General features: G+C 69.3%; 13 protein-coding genes and 1 pseudogene. 6 read left to right on the forward strand and 8 right to left on the reverse strand.

Annotated features, from left to right (window positions below):
- Window positions 1–660: 660 nt before the first annotated feature.
- Together ACIQOU_RS35605 and ACIQOU_RS35610 are read left to right on the forward strand one after the other, a co-directional pair.
- Entirely contained in the window at window positions 661–1992 is a 1332-nt protein-coding gene (locus tag ACIQOU_RS35605) for a tetratricopeptide repeat protein (RefSeq protein ID WP_401544354.1), read from the forward strand.
- Window positions 1989–2546, forward strand: a complete 558-nt coding sequence (locus tag ACIQOU_RS35610; protein WP_401544356.1) for a GNAT family N-acetyltransferase — start codon at window positions 1989–1991, stop codon at window positions 2544–2546. Before ACIQOU_RS35605 ends, ACIQOU_RS35610 begins: the two co-directional genes overlap by 4 nt.
- Here the strand turns inward: ACIQOU_RS35610 and ACIQOU_RS35615 are convergent.
- Window positions 2543–2722: a hypothetical protein gene (locus tag ACIQOU_RS35615; protein WP_401544358.1), complete on the reverse strand. Its 180-nt coding sequence runs from the start codon at window positions 2720–2722 to the stop codon at window positions 2543–2545. The two genes, ACIQOU_RS35610 and ACIQOU_RS35615, sit on opposite strands and share 4 nt — an antisense overlap.
- A 23-nt stretch (window positions 2723–2745) precedes the next feature.
- Window positions 2746–3438: an SDR family oxidoreductase gene (locus ACIQOU_RS35620; RefSeq protein ID WP_401544361.1), complete on the reverse strand. Its 693-nt coding sequence runs from the start codon at window positions 3436–3438 to the stop codon at window positions 2746–2748.
- 545 nt (window positions 3439–3983) lie between these two features.
- Between ACIQOU_RS35620 and ACIQOU_RS35625 the strand changes: the two genes are divergently transcribed.
- A complete protein-coding gene (locus ACIQOU_RS35625) occupies window positions 3984–5669 on the forward strand; it encodes an alpha/beta fold hydrolase (RefSeq protein ID WP_401544363.1) in 1686 nt (561 codons plus the stop codon).
- Window positions 5670–5774: 105 nt separating this feature from the next.
- Here ACIQOU_RS35625 and ACIQOU_RS35630 read toward each other — a convergent pair.
- The 6 genes and pseudogenes from ACIQOU_RS35630 to ACIQOU_RS35655 form a co-directional block, all read right to left on the reverse strand.
- Window positions 5775–6680 (reverse strand): annotated as a pseudogene (locus ACIQOU_RS35630) (endonuclease/exonuclease/phosphatase family protein); the annotation flags it as partial.
- Between the two features lie 256 nt (window positions 6681–6936).
- Window positions 6937–7932, reverse strand: coding sequence for an oligopeptide/dipeptide ABC transporter ATP-binding protein (locus ACIQOU_RS35635; protein ID WP_401544364.1), 996 nt, complete (start codon window positions 7930–7932; stop codon window positions 6937–6939).
- A gap of 157 nt (window positions 7933–8089) precedes the next feature.
- Window positions 8090–9085 carry an ABC transporter ATP-binding protein gene (locus tag ACIQOU_RS35640; RefSeq protein ID WP_401544366.1) on the reverse strand — a complete coding sequence of 332 codons (996 nt, stop codon included), beginning with the start codon at window positions 9083–9085 and terminating at the stop codon, window positions 8090–8092.
- An 82-nt stretch (window positions 9086–9167) separates the two neighbouring features.
- Window positions 9168–10070, reverse strand: coding sequence for an ABC transporter permease (locus ACIQOU_RS35645; RefSeq protein WP_401544368.1), 903 nt, complete (start codon window positions 10068–10070; stop codon window positions 9168–9170).
- Window positions 10067–11098, reverse strand: coding sequence for an ABC transporter permease (locus ACIQOU_RS35650; protein ID WP_401544370.1), 1032 nt, complete (start codon window positions 11096–11098; stop codon window positions 10067–10069). Before ACIQOU_RS35650 ends, ACIQOU_RS35645 begins: the two co-directional genes overlap by 4 nt.
- Before the next feature lie 3 nt (window positions 11099–11101).
- Window positions 11102–12961, reverse strand: a complete 1860-nt coding sequence (locus ACIQOU_RS35655; protein ID WP_401544371.1) for an ABC transporter substrate-binding protein — start codon at window positions 12959–12961, stop codon at window positions 11102–11104.
- Window positions 12962–13429: 468 nt separating this feature from the next.
- On the opposite strand from ACIQOU_RS35655, the gene ACIQOU_RS35660 reads away from it, so the two are divergent.
- The 3 genes from ACIQOU_RS35660 to ACIQOU_RS35670 are packed head-to-tail and all read left to right on the forward strand — an operon-like array spanning window position 13430 to window position 16964.
- Complete coding sequence (locus ACIQOU_RS35660) at window positions 13430–15061, forward strand: ABC transporter substrate-binding protein (protein WP_401544374.1); 1632 nt, start codon at window positions 13430–13432, stop codon at window positions 15059–15061.
- A 6-nt stretch (window positions 15062–15067) separates the two neighbouring features.
- Window positions 15068–15991 (forward strand): ABC transporter permease, encoded by a 924-nt coding sequence (locus ACIQOU_RS35665; RefSeq protein WP_401544377.1) that lies wholly within the window; start codon window positions 15068–15070, stop codon window positions 15989–15991.
- Window positions 15984–16964, forward strand: coding sequence for an ABC transporter permease (locus ACIQOU_RS35670; RefSeq protein WP_401544380.1), 981 nt, complete (start codon window positions 15984–15986; stop codon window positions 16962–16964). Before ACIQOU_RS35665 ends, ACIQOU_RS35670 begins: the two co-directional genes overlap by 8 nt.

Here is a 16964-nt window from a genome sequence, read left to right on the forward strand (position 1 = left end):
GTCCCACTCGGTACCGCCACTCACGGGACGCAGGTACCAACGGCCGGACAACGCGGCCCGGAACTCACCCACCTTGTCGTGAGCGTCGACCAACAACGCCCCGACGGAGGGCGGCAACGGATGCTTTTTCACTTGGCTCTGTCTCTTTCGCTGCGTTCCCTGTTGTTCACCCTAGGTAACTGCTTGATCTCAATCGGTGGCTATCGTGGGGAGGTGGTCGGGAATTAAGAGCCTTAAGCGCTCGACGCGTCTGCCCGGAGGGGGAATTGGGTACGGGTTTCCAGGTCTGAACTGCGGCCGCCTCGCCCTGACGGGCGTGCCCATCGCGGGAGATGCTCCGGCCCGGCGGGCGCAGGTGTGTCGTCATGCCGCGGGTGCCACCTGGGCGACGCCACGCAGTCAACCGCGTTGCTTTGACGCCCGTCGAGTTCGGCGATGCGCCTGGGAACTGCCAGCTCGACGCAGGTTGGGCAGGTCTCCAGATCGCCAGCCCCGTCAGCGGCCCCCCGTGCCGGCGCTCTCCGGCCATCCATCGCTGCCTCGCTTCTTGGAGTAACCTCATCTCGCTTTAGGTAACTTGATGGCTACGCACAGCGCCATGCTGTCGTGGCGGCAGAGCTTAAGAGCTTTAAGAAGCGGGTACGTGGGGAGTCGGGGCCTGTGAAGACACCGGAGTCGAACACGGCGCTGGAGCGGTTGTACCGTGAGAGCGGATGGACGATGCGTCAATTCGCTCAGGCGGTGAACCGTATCGGTACCGAACGCGGGACGCCGCTCAAGTACCGGGAGCCCTCGATCCATCAGTGGCTGAAGGGTCACATGCCCAAGGAGGGCGCTCGGCCGATCATTGTGGAGGCGTTCGCCCGGAGGTTGCTCCGGCCCATCACGCACTCCGAAGCAGGTTTCCCCGCAGCCGCGACGGGTGCGGGCACCCATATGGACATGGTGGAAGGGCTGATCGACTTGGGGAGCCTCGATATGGACCCGTCCCGGCGATCTGTTCTCGGTGCGAGTCTCTTCTCTGTGGCGCTCACTGTTCCGGGTTTGCCCGATCTCGTGGGGCGGATGGAAGCCATCAAGGCCGACCCTCAGAGGCGTATCGGTCAATCAGAGGTCCAGGCGGTATCGGCGATGACTGATCGCCTGTCAGGCCTCGATAGTGATTTTGGCGGCCGTTACGCCCGGCCGATGGCCGCCGCCTTCCTGGTCAACATCATTGCCCCCTACCTGAAAGCGAGCGCGTCGCCGGAGACACGTAAGGCGATGATGTCGGCGGCCTCTCTGCACTGCTATCTGACGGGGTGGATGGCGGTGGATGAGGGGGCGCATGGGCGGGCGCAAGAGTATTACGTGAAGAGTCTGGAGCTTGCTGGGGCCAGCGGTGACCGCATGACCTACTGCCATGTCCTGCGCGGCATGTCGGTGCAGGCCGCGGACCTCGGGCACGGCGCGCCCGCTGTGCGGCTCGCCAATGCCGCTGCTCAGGCGGCACCCGTGTCCAGCCCCCGGATGCGGGCCTTCATCACGGGGCAGCAGGCGCACTCCTTCGCACTGGCAGGTGAGAAGGCGAACGCGCTGGCCAGCCTCCGTGAGGCGGAACGTGCGGTGAACCAGGCCGAGAGCCCGGTCGGGACGTTCGGCGGGTTCACCTCGGCGACGTTGGCCTACGCCACCGCGCAGGTTCGGCATGCGTTGGGTGACACGAAAGGGAGTATCGAGTCCCTGCACGATCACTTCCGCCTCCGGGATTCCACGGACAGCCACCGCAGCAAGCTCATCTTCAGCTCGCTGCTCGCCGAGAGGCAGCTCCACGTAGGGCACCTGGAGGCAGCCTGCGCCACCTGGAACGCCGTTCTGGACGAGTACCCGGGCATGCACTCGGGTCGAGTCGACGGGCGGGTGGCGAGAATTCCGTCCCTCCTCTCGCCCTACAAGTCGAACGGGACGGCCCGGCAGACATTCGAGCGCGTTCGTGAACTGGTCGCCACGTGAGCACAGTTGACGTGAGGCGCTATGTCGCCGCAGACCTTCCCGAGATCCGGCAGCGCATCCTGGACATCCATGTCGAGGTCAGACGCCGGGACTTCGGACTCACCGGGCCCTTCTACGACGTTGAACGTTTTGACGAACGCCTGTCGACCTACTCGTCCCGACCCGGCTGGAGCGCGGTACTGGGATACGAGGACGGCGAGCCCGTCGGCTTCTGTTTCGGGACGGCCCTCGCGCCCGGCACGAAGTGGTGGAACAACATGCTCACCCCACTCGCGGCCGACGTGACCACCGAAACCGGAACACGCACCGCCGCCCTCAACGAGATCGTGGTCCGCAAGCCCTGGCGAGGACACGGCGTCGCCTGGCAGTTGCACGAGGCATGGCTCAACTCCCGCCAGGAAGAACGCGTGACGCTCCTGGTGAACCCCCTGAACGGCGACGGGGCTGTCCAAGCCGTCTACGAGGCGTGGGGCTACCGCAAACTCGGTGACCAGCAACCCTTCCCGGACTCGCCCGTGTTCTCGGTGATGCTGCGCCCGGTCAAGCCGACCTAGAGGCTGGACCGTATGCCGCCGCTCGCTGCCATGGCCGTTGCCCACCTGTGCAGCCCGGCCGCAGCCGCGATGACGGCGCATGCCATGAGGGACGGGTTGACCCGGGCGGCGATCAGGGCTCCTGCTTGCTTCATTCCGATGTTCTGGCCGACGGCGAGCCCGGCGGCTTCATGCACCCCGCCCCGCCCTGTGATCGGGATCAGCCTGTCTGGCCGGACGGGCGCATTACGACGTTGTTGATGTCGACGCCCTCGGGCTGGTTGACGGCGAACAGGATCGTCTCCGCGACCTGTTCGGCGGTCAGTGCCGTGGCCGGCGTTCCACCGCGCTCCTCCCAGAAGGGGGTGTCCACGACCCCCGGGGCGACCACGGTGACGCCGACGCGGTCCTTGGCCACCAGGAGGCGGACGTTCTCGGCGAGGGCGTGCGCCGCCCACTTGGTGACGGAGTACAGGTTGCCCGGCGTGTTCCTGGTGCCCGCGACCGAACCGACGATCACGATGCGGCCCTGGGACTCCCTCAGATGCGGCAGGGTCTCGCGCACCAGCAGAGCCGGGCCGAGAACGTTGGTGAGCACCATGGCCCGCATGGCCGCGGGGTCGTGGTCCTCAAGGGTGCCGGGCAGGGAGTACCCGGCGTTCGCGATCACCGTGTCCAACCGGCCCCAGGTGTCCACGACTTGGCGCACGGCAGCGGCGACATGGCCCTCGTCACCGGCGTCACCGGCGAGCGTCAGCAGCCGCTCACCCGCCCCGGTGGAGGCGGCGAACGCGGCGAGTCGACCGGCGTCGCGGCCGGTGATCGCCACGCGGTGACCCTGCTTGAGCAGGGCACGGGCGGTGGCCGCACCGATCCCGCTCGAACCGCCGGTGATCAACGTGACGGGTTCCATGGCACGGCCTCCTCGGCGACGGCGGGATCAGAGATGAGCCAAGCTCCAGGTGTCGTTGAACACCGAGTTGGCGGACGCAGGCTACCCGATAATCATGATGTTGTGACGCAACGCGAAGATCGGGCGGACTGCGCCGCACGTGCCGATCCCGGGCTGATGGAAACGGTATGCGCTGAATCCGCCGCCCGCCCTGCGTCGGTCTTCCGCTGCTCTGACCTGCGGAGAACGCCCTGCTGTCCCCGCCAGGGCCGTTGCCCGACTCGTTCCGATGTGCTCTCCGGGGTGCTCCATGGCCGCGCGGGCCACCGGGGCGCGGGCTGATCATGGTGCCGCCGCTCGGGGCCGTCGCGGTGCTGTCGGCCGGGTGCGTTCCGTGCCGTTGGCGGTGGCCGGAACTCAACTCCCTTTGCAGCCAAGGGGTTTGAGCCGTGTCGGGTCACTCTTTCGAGGGAGGTGAGAGGTCCGGCATCGGGAGCGGGCGGTGATCAGGGAGAGCATGCCTGTGACGGACCGTCACACTCCCAAAACCGAAGGTGAGCACATTCATGCCTGTTGAAGGCCACGCGGCTTCTCCGTTCGCGCTCGACCCCGAGAGCGTCGCCACGCTGGACGCGATCCGCGAAGCGCTCCTCGACCCGTCGCCGCGCCGCATCGGCCGGCTCGACCAGTGGGGCCTGGCCGACACCTACGAGACGTACGCCGAGATCGCCGAATACCGCGAGACGCCGATCATCATGGCGGACGGGACCCGGATCGACGCCGCGCTGAGCATGCCGCGCAACCTCGCGCCCGGCCAGACCTGTCCCGTGGTCGTCATGCCCGCCCCGCTGGTCGCGATCGGCCGCACGGCCTACCTCGGCATGCTCCCGCGCCTGGCGCTCGGCGGGTACGCCGTCCTCGCCTACAGCCAGCGCGGCCTGGCCGCCTCCACCGGCGAGATCCACGTCGCCGGACCGCAGGACGTCGACGACGGCGTCGAGATCCTCGACTGGCTGACCGGCCTGGAAGGCGTCGACCCGGAACGGATCGGCTGCTTCGGCGCGTCCTACGGCGCCGGGACGAGCCTGCTGCTGGCCGCGAGGGACAGCCGGGTCAAGGCCGTCGCGGGCGCCAGCGCCTGGGGCGACCTGTTCGCCTCCCTGTACGAGAACGACACCCTGCACACCGCGGCGTTCGAGGCGCTCGTCGCCCTGTTCGGCGAGGAACGGTGCTCCAAGGAGTTCCGCGGGGTCATCGAGAAGATCCGCAGCAACACCGTCGACGACGAGGTGCGGGAGTTCGCCCGGGTCCGCTCGCCGAAGGAGTACCTGAAGGCGTACAACGACCACAACCTGCCGGTCCTGATGACCACGTACTGGCACGAGACGATCTTCTCGGTGCCCGCCGTCGTCGACTTCTTCCAGGACCTCCAGAGCCCCAAGTCGCTGCTCGTCCAGATCGGCGACCACGGCAACGGCGAACTGCCCGGCCTCCTGGGGCTGATCGCCAAGCCCACCGAGACGGCCTACCGCTGGCTGGACCACCACCTCGGCGGCTCGGCCGGAAACGGCGCGACGCCGCAGTTCGGGGTCCGCTCGGAGTACATGCACAACCTCCTGTCCGAACTGTCCCACGCCAGCTGGGACGACTACGTCCTGCCCCGCAAGCGGTTCCACCTCGGCGCCGCCTCGGGTGAGACCGACGCGACGATGGCCGAGGGGCAGCCGCAGCCGGGCTGGACCCGATCCCTCGACGCCACCGGCGAGAGCAGCGCCGTCGTCGTCGCCCCGCAGCTCATCAAGACGGGCCTGGCCGAACGCCTGGGCCTGCCCCACACCTACAAGACCGGCGCCGTCGGGGGCCTCGCCCTCGCCTGGACCACGGCGCCGCTGAAGCAACCGATGCGCGTCCAGGGCGAGTTGGAGCTACGGGTCACCATCGCGCCGGAGATGGCGGGGGACGCCACGATCGTCGCCTACCTGATGGACCTCAACGAGGCGACCGGCAACGCCCGCATCATCACCCACGCCCCGTACACCCTCGTCGGCCGGTCCGCCGGTGAGGCCACCACGCTGACGTTCCCCCTCCAGCCCGCCCACTACGTGCTGGGCAAGGGCCGTCGGCTCCAGCTGATCATCGACGCGCACGACCCGTTCTTCACCGACGCCAACACCACCCCGTCCACCCTCCGGCTCTCCTCCCCGGAGAACGCCGAGGCCTACCTCGACATCCCCCTCGCCCCGCTGTCCTGACGGCACGTCATATCGTCGGCGGGCAAGGGAAAGTCCCGCTGGTTCGAGTGGACCAGCGGGACTTCTGGAGGCGACCCGCCTCCTACTCGGCCTGGCTGTCGGCTAGTTGAGCGACCAGTCGAAGTTCACCGTGATCGGGTCGTGGTCCGACAGCATCTTGTTGTCCGACGTCAGGAACTTCGCGTGCTCGTTGTTGAAGTACGTGGCCTTCAGGCTGAGCGCGCCGCTGCCCCGGTAGAGGACCTTGTCCACGGTCTCGCACGTGTTGGGGACCGTCGTGCCGGTCTGGTCGCAGACGAGCGCGTCGGAACCCTTGGCCGGCGCGACCCCGCCCCGCTCCAGCTCGACCCACGCGTCGGTCAGCCCGTTGTCCGACGCGAACTCCCCGATGGTGTCCTCGGCGCGCGTGTAACGGGTGTTGGTGTCGCCCATGACGACCACCGCGTTGCCCGCCGAGTTCGCCTTGATGAAGGCCGACAGCTGGGCGAGGTTGGCCGCGCGGGACTTCTCGTCGCCCGCGTTGGTACCGGCGTTGGTGTGCACGTTGTAGAAGTCGACGTACGCGCCGGACGCGATCTGCTCCCGCATGAACGTGAAGCCCTTGGGCGTCAGGCAGTCACCCGAATCGAGCTGGCAGGACGTCCACTTGACCCGCTGGAAGGAGTCGTACGGCAGCTTCGAGAGGGTGTTGAGGCCGCTGCCGATACCGGCGCCGCCACTGGTGGCCGTGCGGTAGGCGTGCGCGGTGTCGGCGGCGTAGAGGTAGGCGTGGTAGTTGAAGTCCTCCTCCACGTTCACGATGTCGTACGGCGCTATGCGCTCGCCGATCGCCGTGGTGCTCGACTCACGCGGAGTGTCGGAGCTGTTGATCGCGGAGGGCAGGCCCGCCACGTTGTACGTGAGCACGTTGAACGAGCCCGACGAGGTGGCCGCCGAGGCGGGGGAGGCGATCGCGGTGGCTCCGCCGAGGGCGACGGCGCCCGCGGCCAGGCATGCGGCAACTCTGCGCATGGGTGTTCTCTCCTGTGGTGCTCAAGTGGGGGGGTGTCGTGAACAACGACGTGATCACAAGGGGCCGAGGTGAATCGCGGGTGTTGCCAAGGTGTGTAGCAGGGAGTTCTCTGAGGAACCGTTGTGTATCCCCTTTATTAGGTCAAATTCTCCCCATGTCCCTGTAGGGGAGGGGGGGTTCGGACACCTCGCCTCACATCCCCTTTCCCCGTCCCGGCCGACCCGAGCCGCAGAACTCCCCCTGGGCGAGCGGCCGTTACGACGTCACCCGCGCCCCCACCCAATGGCACGCCACCTGCGCCCCCGCGTCCCCCGTCAGGACCTCCAGATCCTGGCCCCGGCACGCGTCCGCGACCCCCGCCCGCTCCGCCTCGCCGCCCGCCAGGATCTGGCAACGGGCGTGGAAACGGCAGCCCGTCGGGACACGGGACGGGTCCGGAGGCTCGCCGGTGAGGATCACCGGGGTACCCGGCGCCTCCGGAAGCACCGACAACAGGGCCTGCGTATAAGGGTGTTGGGGCGCTGTCAGCACCTGCTCCACGCGGCCCGTCTCCACGATGCGGCCCAGATACATCACCGCCACCCGGTCCGCGATGTTCCAGGCGAGGCCCAGGTCATGGGTCACCACCAGCGCGGACAGGCCCAGTTCGGCACGCAGGCCCAGGAGGAGCGCGAGGATCTCGCCGCGCACCGAGGCGTCCAGGGAGGCCACCGGCTCGTCGGCGACGATCAGTTCGGGTTCCAGCACCAACGCCCCCGCGATGACCACGCGTTGGCGCTGCCCGCCGGAGAGTTCATGCGGGTGCCGGGCGAAGAACCGCTCCGGCGGCCGCAACCCCGCCCGGGACAGGGCCCGTTCGACCGCCGCCGTCTCGTCACCGGCGTACCCGTGAATCCGCAGCCCCTCGGCCACCGCCTCGTACACCGTGTGCCGGGGGTTCAGAGCGCCGCTCGGGTCCTGGAGCACCAGTTGGACGCGCCGCCGGTACGCCTTCAGGGCTCGCGCCGCGTACTCCAACGGCCGCCCGTCGAAGCGGACTTCACCCTCGGTCGGCCGGACAAGACCCAGCAGCGTCCGCGCCAACGTCGTTTTCCCGCACCCCGATTCACCCACCAGCGCGACGATCTCCCCGGCGCCGACCTCCAGATCGACCCCGTCGACCGCCCGCGAGGGCGCGGCACCCCGCCGCCCGGGAAACGTCACCCGCAGCCCACGCGCGCTGAGCAGGGGGCCCGCTGTCGATGCGGTCATGCGCCGCTCCTCGTCTCTCCGGCGAGCGCGGCCGGCCCGGGAGCCGCCGGTTCCTCGTGAACGCCCGTGCTCTGAACGCCGTTTGCCGGGCCCCGCCCTCTCACCGGTTCCCCGTGAACGTCCATGCCCTGACCGCCGTCGACCAGCCCCCGCCCCCTCACGACCCGTCCCCCAGCAGCAGAGGCGCCGCCGGACCGGAACCCGGCGCCCCCACATGGACGCACGCCGCCTCGCGGGCCTCGCCCACCTCCCGCAACTCCTGGTCCTCCGTCTCGCACTCCGCCAGCGCCACCGGACACCGGGGCTGGAACGCGCAGCCGGGGGGCAGCGCCGCCGGGTCGGGAGGGTCGCCCGGCAGGCCGCGAGGGGCGAAACGGGACGCGGGGGCGCCGATCCTCGGGAACGCCTCCGACAGGGCGCGGCCGTAAGGGTGCGCGGCGTTCTCGTACACCGTTCGGGCCGGGCCCTGTTCGATCACGCGGCCCGCGTACATCACCGCGAGCCGGTCGCAGGTCTCCGCCAGCACCGCGAGATCGTGGCTGATCATCAGCAGGCTCACGCCCTGCTCCGCCACGAGCTGTTCGATCAGCCGGAGGATCTGCGCCTGGATCATCACGTCCAGCGCGGTGGTCGGCTCGTCGGCGATGACGAGCTGAGGCTCGCAGGCCAGCGCCATGGCGATCATCACGCGCTGGCGCTGCCCGCCGGAGAGTTCGTGCGGGTAGGCCGCCGCCCGGGACGCGGACAGGCCGACCTGTTCGAGGAGTTCGGCCGCGCGCCGTCTCGCCGCCGTCGGTGTCGCGTCCCCGTGCAGCAGGACCGGCTCCGCGATCTGGTCACCGACGCGGTGCACCGGGTTCAGCGAGTGCATCGCGCCCTGGAAGACGATGGAGGCGCCCGCCCAGCGCACCGCGCGGACCCGGCCCCACCGCATCGTCAGCACATCCTCGCCGTCGAGCAGGATCTGCCCGCCGACCCTCGTGCCGGGCGGCAGCAGCCGCAGCAGCGCCAGAGCCAACGTCGACTTGCCGCACCCCGACTCGCCTGCCACGCCCAGCTTCTGACCAGCCGTCAACTTCAGGTCGACGCCTCGTACGGCGGCGACGTCGCCCGGATACGTCACCGTCAGGTTCCGCACATCGAGGAGCGTCACCGGGTCACCCCCAACGTGCTTGTCGTGCGGGCCTGTTGGCCCGTGGCCGAGGCCGGGTCCGGGCTCCGTGTCGTGCGGGGCGTCAACGGGCCACCCCCAGCCTCGGGTTGAGCACCGACTCGATCGCCCGGCCGCACAACGTGAACGCCAGCGCCACCAGGACGATCGCGATGCCGGGCGGCACCAGGTACCACCAGTCGCCGCTGCTGACCGCACCCGCCTCACGCGCGTCCTGGAGCAGGCCGCCCCAGGAGATCACCGTCGGATCGCCCAGGCCCAGGAAGGCGAGGGTCGCCTCCGCGAGGACGGCGGAGGAGATGGTGAGGGTGGTCTGCGCGAGGACCAACGGCATGACGTTGGGCAGCACATGACGGGTCATCACATGCCAGTGGCCGCCGCCGAGCGCCTTGGCCCGCTCGATGTACGGCCGCGACTCCACCGCCAGCGTCTGCGCCCGCACCAGCCGCGCCGTCGTCGGCCACGAGGTGACGCCGATCGCCAGGATCACCGTCGCGAGGGACCGGGACAGCACGGTGGCCAGCGCGATCGCGAGGACCAGCGTCGGCATCACCAGGAACCAGTCCGTGACCCGCATCAGCACGGTCGCCGGGGCGCCCCGGAAATGCCCCGCCGCGATGCCGACGACCCCGCCGATCGCCACCGACAACAGCGCCGCGAGCAGGCCCACCAGGAGCGAGACGCGGGCGCCCCACACCACCAGGCCGAGCACATCGCGGCCGAACCGGTCGGTGCCCAACAGGAAGGCGCCGCTGGGGGGTTGGAGCGGGGCACCCGGCGCGTCGGTCACCCGGGACACGTCCGCGCCGACCGTCAGCGGAGCGGTGAGCGCGATCAACGCGAACAGGGCGAGCGCCGCGAGCCCGAACAGGCCCGCCCGGTGCGTGCGGTAGCCCTGCCAGAACCGGAGGGCGGCACGGCGGCGCCGTTGCCGGGCCAGGGCGGCGGGAGTGGGGGGCGCCGTCATCGCGCCACCCGGGGGTCGAGCAGGGGGTAGACCAGGTCGGCCAGGGTGTTCATGACGATCACCGCCGCGGCGAAGAAGAGGAACAGCCCCTGGACCAGGGGCAGATCGGGCACGCTGAGGGCCTGGTAGAAGAGTCCGCCGAGGCCCGGCCAGGAGAACACCGTCTCGACGAGGATGACGCCCGCGACGGTCCGGCCCAGGTTGACGAAGACCAGGGTGACGGTCGGCAGCAGCGCGTTCGGCACGGCGTGCCTGCGGCGCACCAGGTCGTCCCTGAGCCCCTTGGCGCGGGCCGTCGTCAGGTAGTCGGCGCCCATCTCGTCGAGCAGCGCGGACCGGGTGACCAGCAGCGTCTGCCCGTACTCGACGGCGACCAGGGTGATGACCGGCAGCACGAGATGATGGGCCACGTCGACGACCCGCGCGAAGCCCTCCGAGTCACCCGACTCCATCCCGCCGGTCGGGAACAGCCCCGGCACCGGGCCCAGGCCCACCCCGAACACGATGATGAGCAGCAGCCCCAGCCAGAACGACGGCACCGAGTACAGGGTCAGCGCGAGCCCCGTGCCGATCCGGTCGCCGAGGCGGCCGTTGCGCCAGGCCGAACGGGTGCCGAGGAACATGCCGAGCGCGGTGTAGAGGACGAAGGCCGTGCCGGTCAGCAGCAGCGTGTTCGGCAGCGCCTCGCCGATCTTGTCGACGACCGGCGCGTGGAACTGGTACGACGTGCCCAGATCCCCGCTCAGCGCCTTGCCGCAGTACGACGTGAACTGCTGCCACAACGGCAGGTCGAGCCCGAACTCCCGTCGGTACGCGGCCAGTTGCGCCGCCGACACCGGGCGGCCGCCGGTCATGGTCTTCACCGGGTCGCCCGGCAGCAGCCGGAACAGGAAGAACCCGGTGACCAGGACGGCCAGCAACGACACGACCGCGCCGCCCGCCTTGGCCGCCCCGTAGCGCAGATATCCGGTGGCCGTGCGGGCGCGGGGCGCCGTCGGGGCCGTTTCCCCGGTGGTGAGGGTGGTCACCGGCTACTCGCGGTCGTCGGCGGTGGCGTGCCGCCGCCTGGCGAGGAACAGCCCGGCACCCGCGAGGACCACGACCCCGGCGACGATCGCGACCACGATCCCCGTCGAACTCCCGCGCGGCGAGGCGGAGTTGGCCGGTACCGCCGACCACCAGCTCCAGTAGCCGTCCTGGCCGTAGAGGTTGCCCGCGGCCTTCGGCATCGTCTCGATCGACCTGATCTGGTCGGTGCGGTAGGCCTCGACGGCGTTCGGATAGGCGAGGACGTTCATGTAACCGAGGTCGTAGAGCCGGGACTCCGCCTGCTTGACCAGGGCCGCGCGCTTCGCGGGGTCGTACTCGGCGAGCTGCTTGGCGTACAGCGCGTCGTAGGTCTTGTCGCAGATGAAGTTGTCGGTGGCGCCGATCTCCTTCGGCGTCGCGGGCAGCGCCGCGCAGGTGTGCAGGGACAGCACATAGTCCGGGTCGGGGTTGACGGACCAGCCGTCGAAGGCCAGATCGTAGGTGCCGGCGAGCCACGGGTCGGTGACGTTGTCCTGGCAGTCGAGCGTCATGCCGATGCCCAACTCGGCCCACCACTCCTTGAGATACTGGCCGACGGCCTTGTCGTTGGGGTCGGTGGCGTGGCACAGGACGCGGTAGGTCAGCGGCTTGCCGTCCTTGCCGACGCGCTGGCCGGCGGCGTTCTTGCGGTAGCCCGCCTGGTCGAGGAGGGCGCCCGCCTTCGCCGGGTCGTGGCCGAGTTCCTGGCTCGCGGACGGCTTCCAGAAGTACGACGAGAAACGCGGCGGGATGTACCCCTCGCCCTGCACCGCGTACCCCTGGAACACCTTGTCGATCAGGGCCTTGCGGTCGACGGCCATGAACAGCGCGTGCCGCACCCGTTCGTCGAGCAGCGACGGATCACCGTCGCCGAACGTCTCGCCGTTCTTCGCGCGGGCGCCCGGGTTGACGGCGAGCGCGTAGAAACGGCGGCCGGGCGCGTCGTTCACCCGGATGTTCCGCTGCCCCTTGAGGGAGGCGGCCTGGGCGGGCGTCAGGGACGGCGAGCCCGCGACGAAGGAGACCTCGCCCTTGCGCAGCGCGGCCACCGCAGCGTCCTGGTCCTTGTAGTACCGGAAGACCAGCTCGTCGAATTTCGGTGCCCCGCGCCAGAAACCCTTGTTCGCCTTGAGCCGCACATAGCTGTCGGGCTTGTACCCGGTGACGATGAACGGCCCGTCACCGACGATCGGGAACGCCTTGTCGTTGGTGAACTTCGAGAAGTCCTTGACGCCCTTCCAGATGTGCTCGGGCACGATCGGCACGTCGAGGGCGACCATGGTGGCCTGCGGCTTCTTCAGCTCGACGACCAGTTCGGTGGGGCTCGGGGCGGTCACCGAACGGAAGTTGCCGACGAAACTGCCGTTCGCGGTGGCGGCGCCCTGATCGGTCATCATCGTGCGGAACGTCCACGCCGCGTCCCGCGCGGTCACCCGCTGCCCGTCCGACCACGTCGCGTCGGTGCGGATGGTGTACGTCCAGGTGAGCTTGTCCGCCGACGTCTTCCACTGGGTGGCGAGACCGGGGATCGCGTGGGCGTCGCCGGGGTCGTAGTCGGTCAGGTACTGGTAGGTCAGCCGCAGAACGCTGGTGCTGACCAGGCGCGTTGCCAGGAACGGGCTCAACGAGTCGACGCTCTGGGCGACGGCGACCGTGAGGACCTTGTCCTTCTCGGCGGCCTGCGCCTGCTGCGGGGCCGGGCCGAGCGGGGTGGCGAGAACGGTCGTCAGCAGCAGGGCGCCGGTGCCCGCGAGCGCCAGGAGACGGGGCCACGGTCTGCGCGGAAGCGAACGCCGGGAGGCGTGCCGGTCGGGTGTGCTCATGGATCGTGACCTCACGTCATCGCTCGCACGGGGCGGCTCTGTCGGAAACTGCCGGACCTGACCACTGGATGAAGAGTGTGTTTATCAGGGCAGTTCCACACCCGTCAACGGTGCGGGAAAGCCCGCGTGGCCTGCGGAAACGGTGAACTCGCGGGCGGGGCCGGGATATTGGTCCACACCGGTGAAGAGTCCCTGGTGAGGGGCTGACGGTGACACCGACTCACGGGGAGAACGGGTTCACGGCGACCTTCGGAGGAGGGGCCTGCGCGCCGGTCCGCGCCCGCTCCCTCGCACCCGGCCGCCCGCGCCTCGGACGAGGCCGACCGTGCCTCGGACGGGTGAACTGTGCCTCGGACGGTCGTACAGAACAGGTGGGCCGTCCTTCAGGAGTCGATCTTTGACGCATGAACCAGGTGCTCCCGCGCCTGGGACAGCGCGTCGCCCGGCGCCCAGCGAAGGAGGCACTCCATGCGTGGAGCCACGCACGCCCCATGGGCCGTATGCGCCGCCGCGGTCGTCCTCGCCGCGACGGGCTGTGGCGGCGGAGGCGGAGACAGCGGCAGCGGGAACGGCAGCGGAGTGCTCAGCTCCTCCTGGGGCGACCCGCAGAACCCGCTGGAGCCCGCCAACACCAACGAGGTGCAGGGCGGCAAGGTCCTCGACATGATCTTCCGGGGCCTCAAGCGGTACAACCCCAGGACCGGCGCCGCCGAGGACATGCTCGCCTCCAGGATCGACACGTCGGACTCGAAGAACTTCACCATCACCGTCAAGGACGGCTGGACGTTCAGCAACGGCGAGGCCGTCACCGCCCGCTCCTTCGTCGACGCCTGGAACTACGGCGCGAGCCTCAAGAACAACCAGCGCAACGCCTACTTCTTCGGCTACATCGAGGGCTACGACAAGACCCACCCCGACAGCGGCGCCCAGAGCGCCACCACGCTGAGCGGCCTCAAGGTCGTCGACGACCACACCTTCACCGTCAAGCTGACGCAGAAGTTCTCGACGTTCCCCGACACCCTCGGCTACGTGGCCTTCGCGCCGTTGCCCCGCGCCTTCTTCGACCACCACGCCGCGTGGATCAAGAAACCGATCGGCAACGGCCCCTACCGCGTCCAGTCCTACGCCAAGGGCTCCCAGATGTCCCTGCGCACGTGGGACGGCTATCCCGGCGCCGACAAGGCGGCCAACGGCGGCGTCGACCTCAAGGTGTACACCGACAACAACACCGCCTACACCGACCTGATGGCCGGCAACCTCGACCTCGTCGACGACGTCCCGGCCGCCCAGCTGAAGAACGTCAAGGGCGACCTCGGCGACCGCTACCTCAACACCCCCGCCGGGATCATCCAGACGCTCGCCTTCCCGTACTACGACAAGAAGTGGAACAAGAACGGCTCCGAGAAGGTCCGCAAGGGCCTCTCCATGGCGATCAACCGCGATCAGATCACGAACACGATCTTCCACAAGACGCGCACCCCGGCCACCGACTGGACCTCCCCGGTCCTCGGCAAGGAGGGCGGCTACGACGCGGGCCTGTGCGGCGAGGCGTGCCAGTACAGACCGGCCGACGCCAAGAAGCTGATCAAGGAGGGCGGCGGGCTGCCCGGCGGCCAGGTCAGGATCACCTACAACGCCGACACCGGCTCGCACAAGGAGTGGGTGGACGCCGTGTGCAACTCCATCAACAACTCCCTCGGCAACGACAAGGCCTGCGTCGGCAACCCCGTCGGCACCTTCGCCGACTTCCGCAACCAGATCACCCAGAAGAAGATGTCGGGGCCGTTCCGCGCGGGGTGGCAGATGGACTACCCGCTCATCCAGAACTTCCTCCAGCCGCTCTACTACACCAACGCCTCCTCCAACGACGGCAAGTGGTCCGACAAGAACTTCGACAAGTTGATCAACCAGGCCAACCAGGAGACCGACACCGGCAAGGCCGTCGGCCTCTTCCAGAACGCCGAGAAGGTCGTCCGCGACACCATGGCCGCCATCCCGCTCTGGTACCAGAACGGCAGCGCCGGGTGGTCGGACCGGCTCTCGAACGTCGCCCTGAACCCGTTCAGCGTCCCGGTCTACAACGAGATCAAGGTCAGCTGACCCGGCGTGGGACGGTACGTCGTCCGGCGACTGCTCCAGATGATCCCGGTGTTCTTCGGGGCCACCCTCCTGATCTTCCTGATGGTCAACGTGATGGGCGACCCCATCGCCGGGCTCTGCGGCGACAAGCAGTGCGACCCGGCGACCGCCGCCCAGCTGAAGCGCGAGTTCGGCCTCGACAAGCCGGTCTGGCAGCAATACCTCACCTATATGGGCAACGTCTTCACCGGCGACTTCGGCACCGCCTTCAACGGGCAGAAGGTCACCGACCTGATGGGGCAGGCGTTCCCCGTCACCATCCGGTTGACGATCGTCGCCATCCTCTTCGAGATCGTCATCGGCATCACCCTGGGCGTGATCACCGGCCTGCGACGCGGCCGCCCCGTCGACACCTCGGTACTGCTGCTCACCCTCGTCGTCATCTCCGTCCCCACCTTCGTCACCGGCCTGCTGCTGCAACTGCTGCTCGGCGTCGAATGGGGCTGGATCAGACCGTCGGTCTCCACCGAGGCCGAGTTCGGCGAGCTGATCGTGCCCGGACTCGTCCTCGCGTCCGCCTCCCTCGCCTACGTCACCCGGCTGACCCGCACCTCCATCGCCGAGAACCGGCGCTCCGACTACGTCCGCACGGCCATCGCCAAGGGGCTGCCCCGGCGCCGGGTCGTCGTCCGGCACCTGCTGCGCAACTCCCTGATCCCCGTCGTCACCTTCATCGGCACCGACATCGGCGCCCTGATGGGCGGCGCGATCGTCACCGAGCGGATCTTCAACATCCACGGCGTCGGCTACCAGCTCTACCAGGGCATCCTGCGCCAGAACACCCAGACCGTCGTCGGCTTCGTGACCGTCCTGGTCCTCGTCTTCCTGGTCGCCAACCTCCTCGTCGACCTGCTGTACGCCGTTCTCGACCCGAGGATTCGCTATGCCTGAGCAGCCGTTCGAGCCCGGTCAGGCGATCGCGGGCACGGGCGCGGGCGGCGCCATGGACCTCGCGACCAGCGAGGCCCGCACCCTGGAGCCGACCCCGGGCGGCCCCGACGCCACCGGACCGCAGGACAGAGCCCGCTCCCTGTGGTCCGACGCCTGGCGCGAACTGCGCCGCAACCCCGTCTTCCTGCTCTCCGCGCTGATCATCCTCTTCCTCGTGGTGATCTCCCTGTGGCCGTCCCTGATCGCCTCCGGCAACCCCCTCAGCTGCGACCTCGCCAAGGCTCAGGAGGGCTCCCAGCCGGGCCACCCCTTCGGCTTCGACGGCCAGGGCTGCGACGTCTACACCCGCACCGTGTACGGCGCCCGCACCTCCGTCGCCGTCGGCGTCTGCGCCACCGTCGGCGTCGCCCTGCTCGGGTCCGTGCTCGGCGGACTCGCCGGGTTCTTCGGCGGCACCTGGGACGCGATCCTGTCCCGGATCACCGACGTCTTCTTCGCGATCCCGGTCGTCCTCGGCGGCCTGGTGCTGCTGTCCGTGGTCGTCACCAACACCATCTGGCCGGTGATCGGATTCATGGTGCTGCTCGGCTGGCCGCAGATCTCCCGTATCGCCCGCGGCTCCGTCATCACCGCCCGGCAGAACGACTACGTCCAGGCCGCCCGCGCCCTCGGCGCCTCCAACTCCCGCCTGCTGCTGCGGCACATCACGCCCAACGCCATCGCCCCGGTGATCGTCGTCGCCACCATCGCGCTCGGCACCTACATCTCCCTGGAGGCGACCCTGTCCTACCTCGGCGTCGGACTGAAGCCGCCCACGGTCAGCTGGGGCATCGACATCTCCGCCGCCTCCGCCTACGTCCGCAACGCCCCGCACATGCTGCTCTGGCCGGCCGGAGCGCTCGCCATCACCGTCCTCGCGTTCATCATGCTCGGCGACGCGGTGCGCGACGCCCTCGACCCGAAGCTGAGGTGA

This window comes from Streptomyces sp. NPDC091279 (assembly GCF_044757465.1).
Taxonomy (GTDB): Bacteria; Actinomycetota; Actinomycetes; order Streptomycetales; family Streptomycetaceae; genus Streptomyces.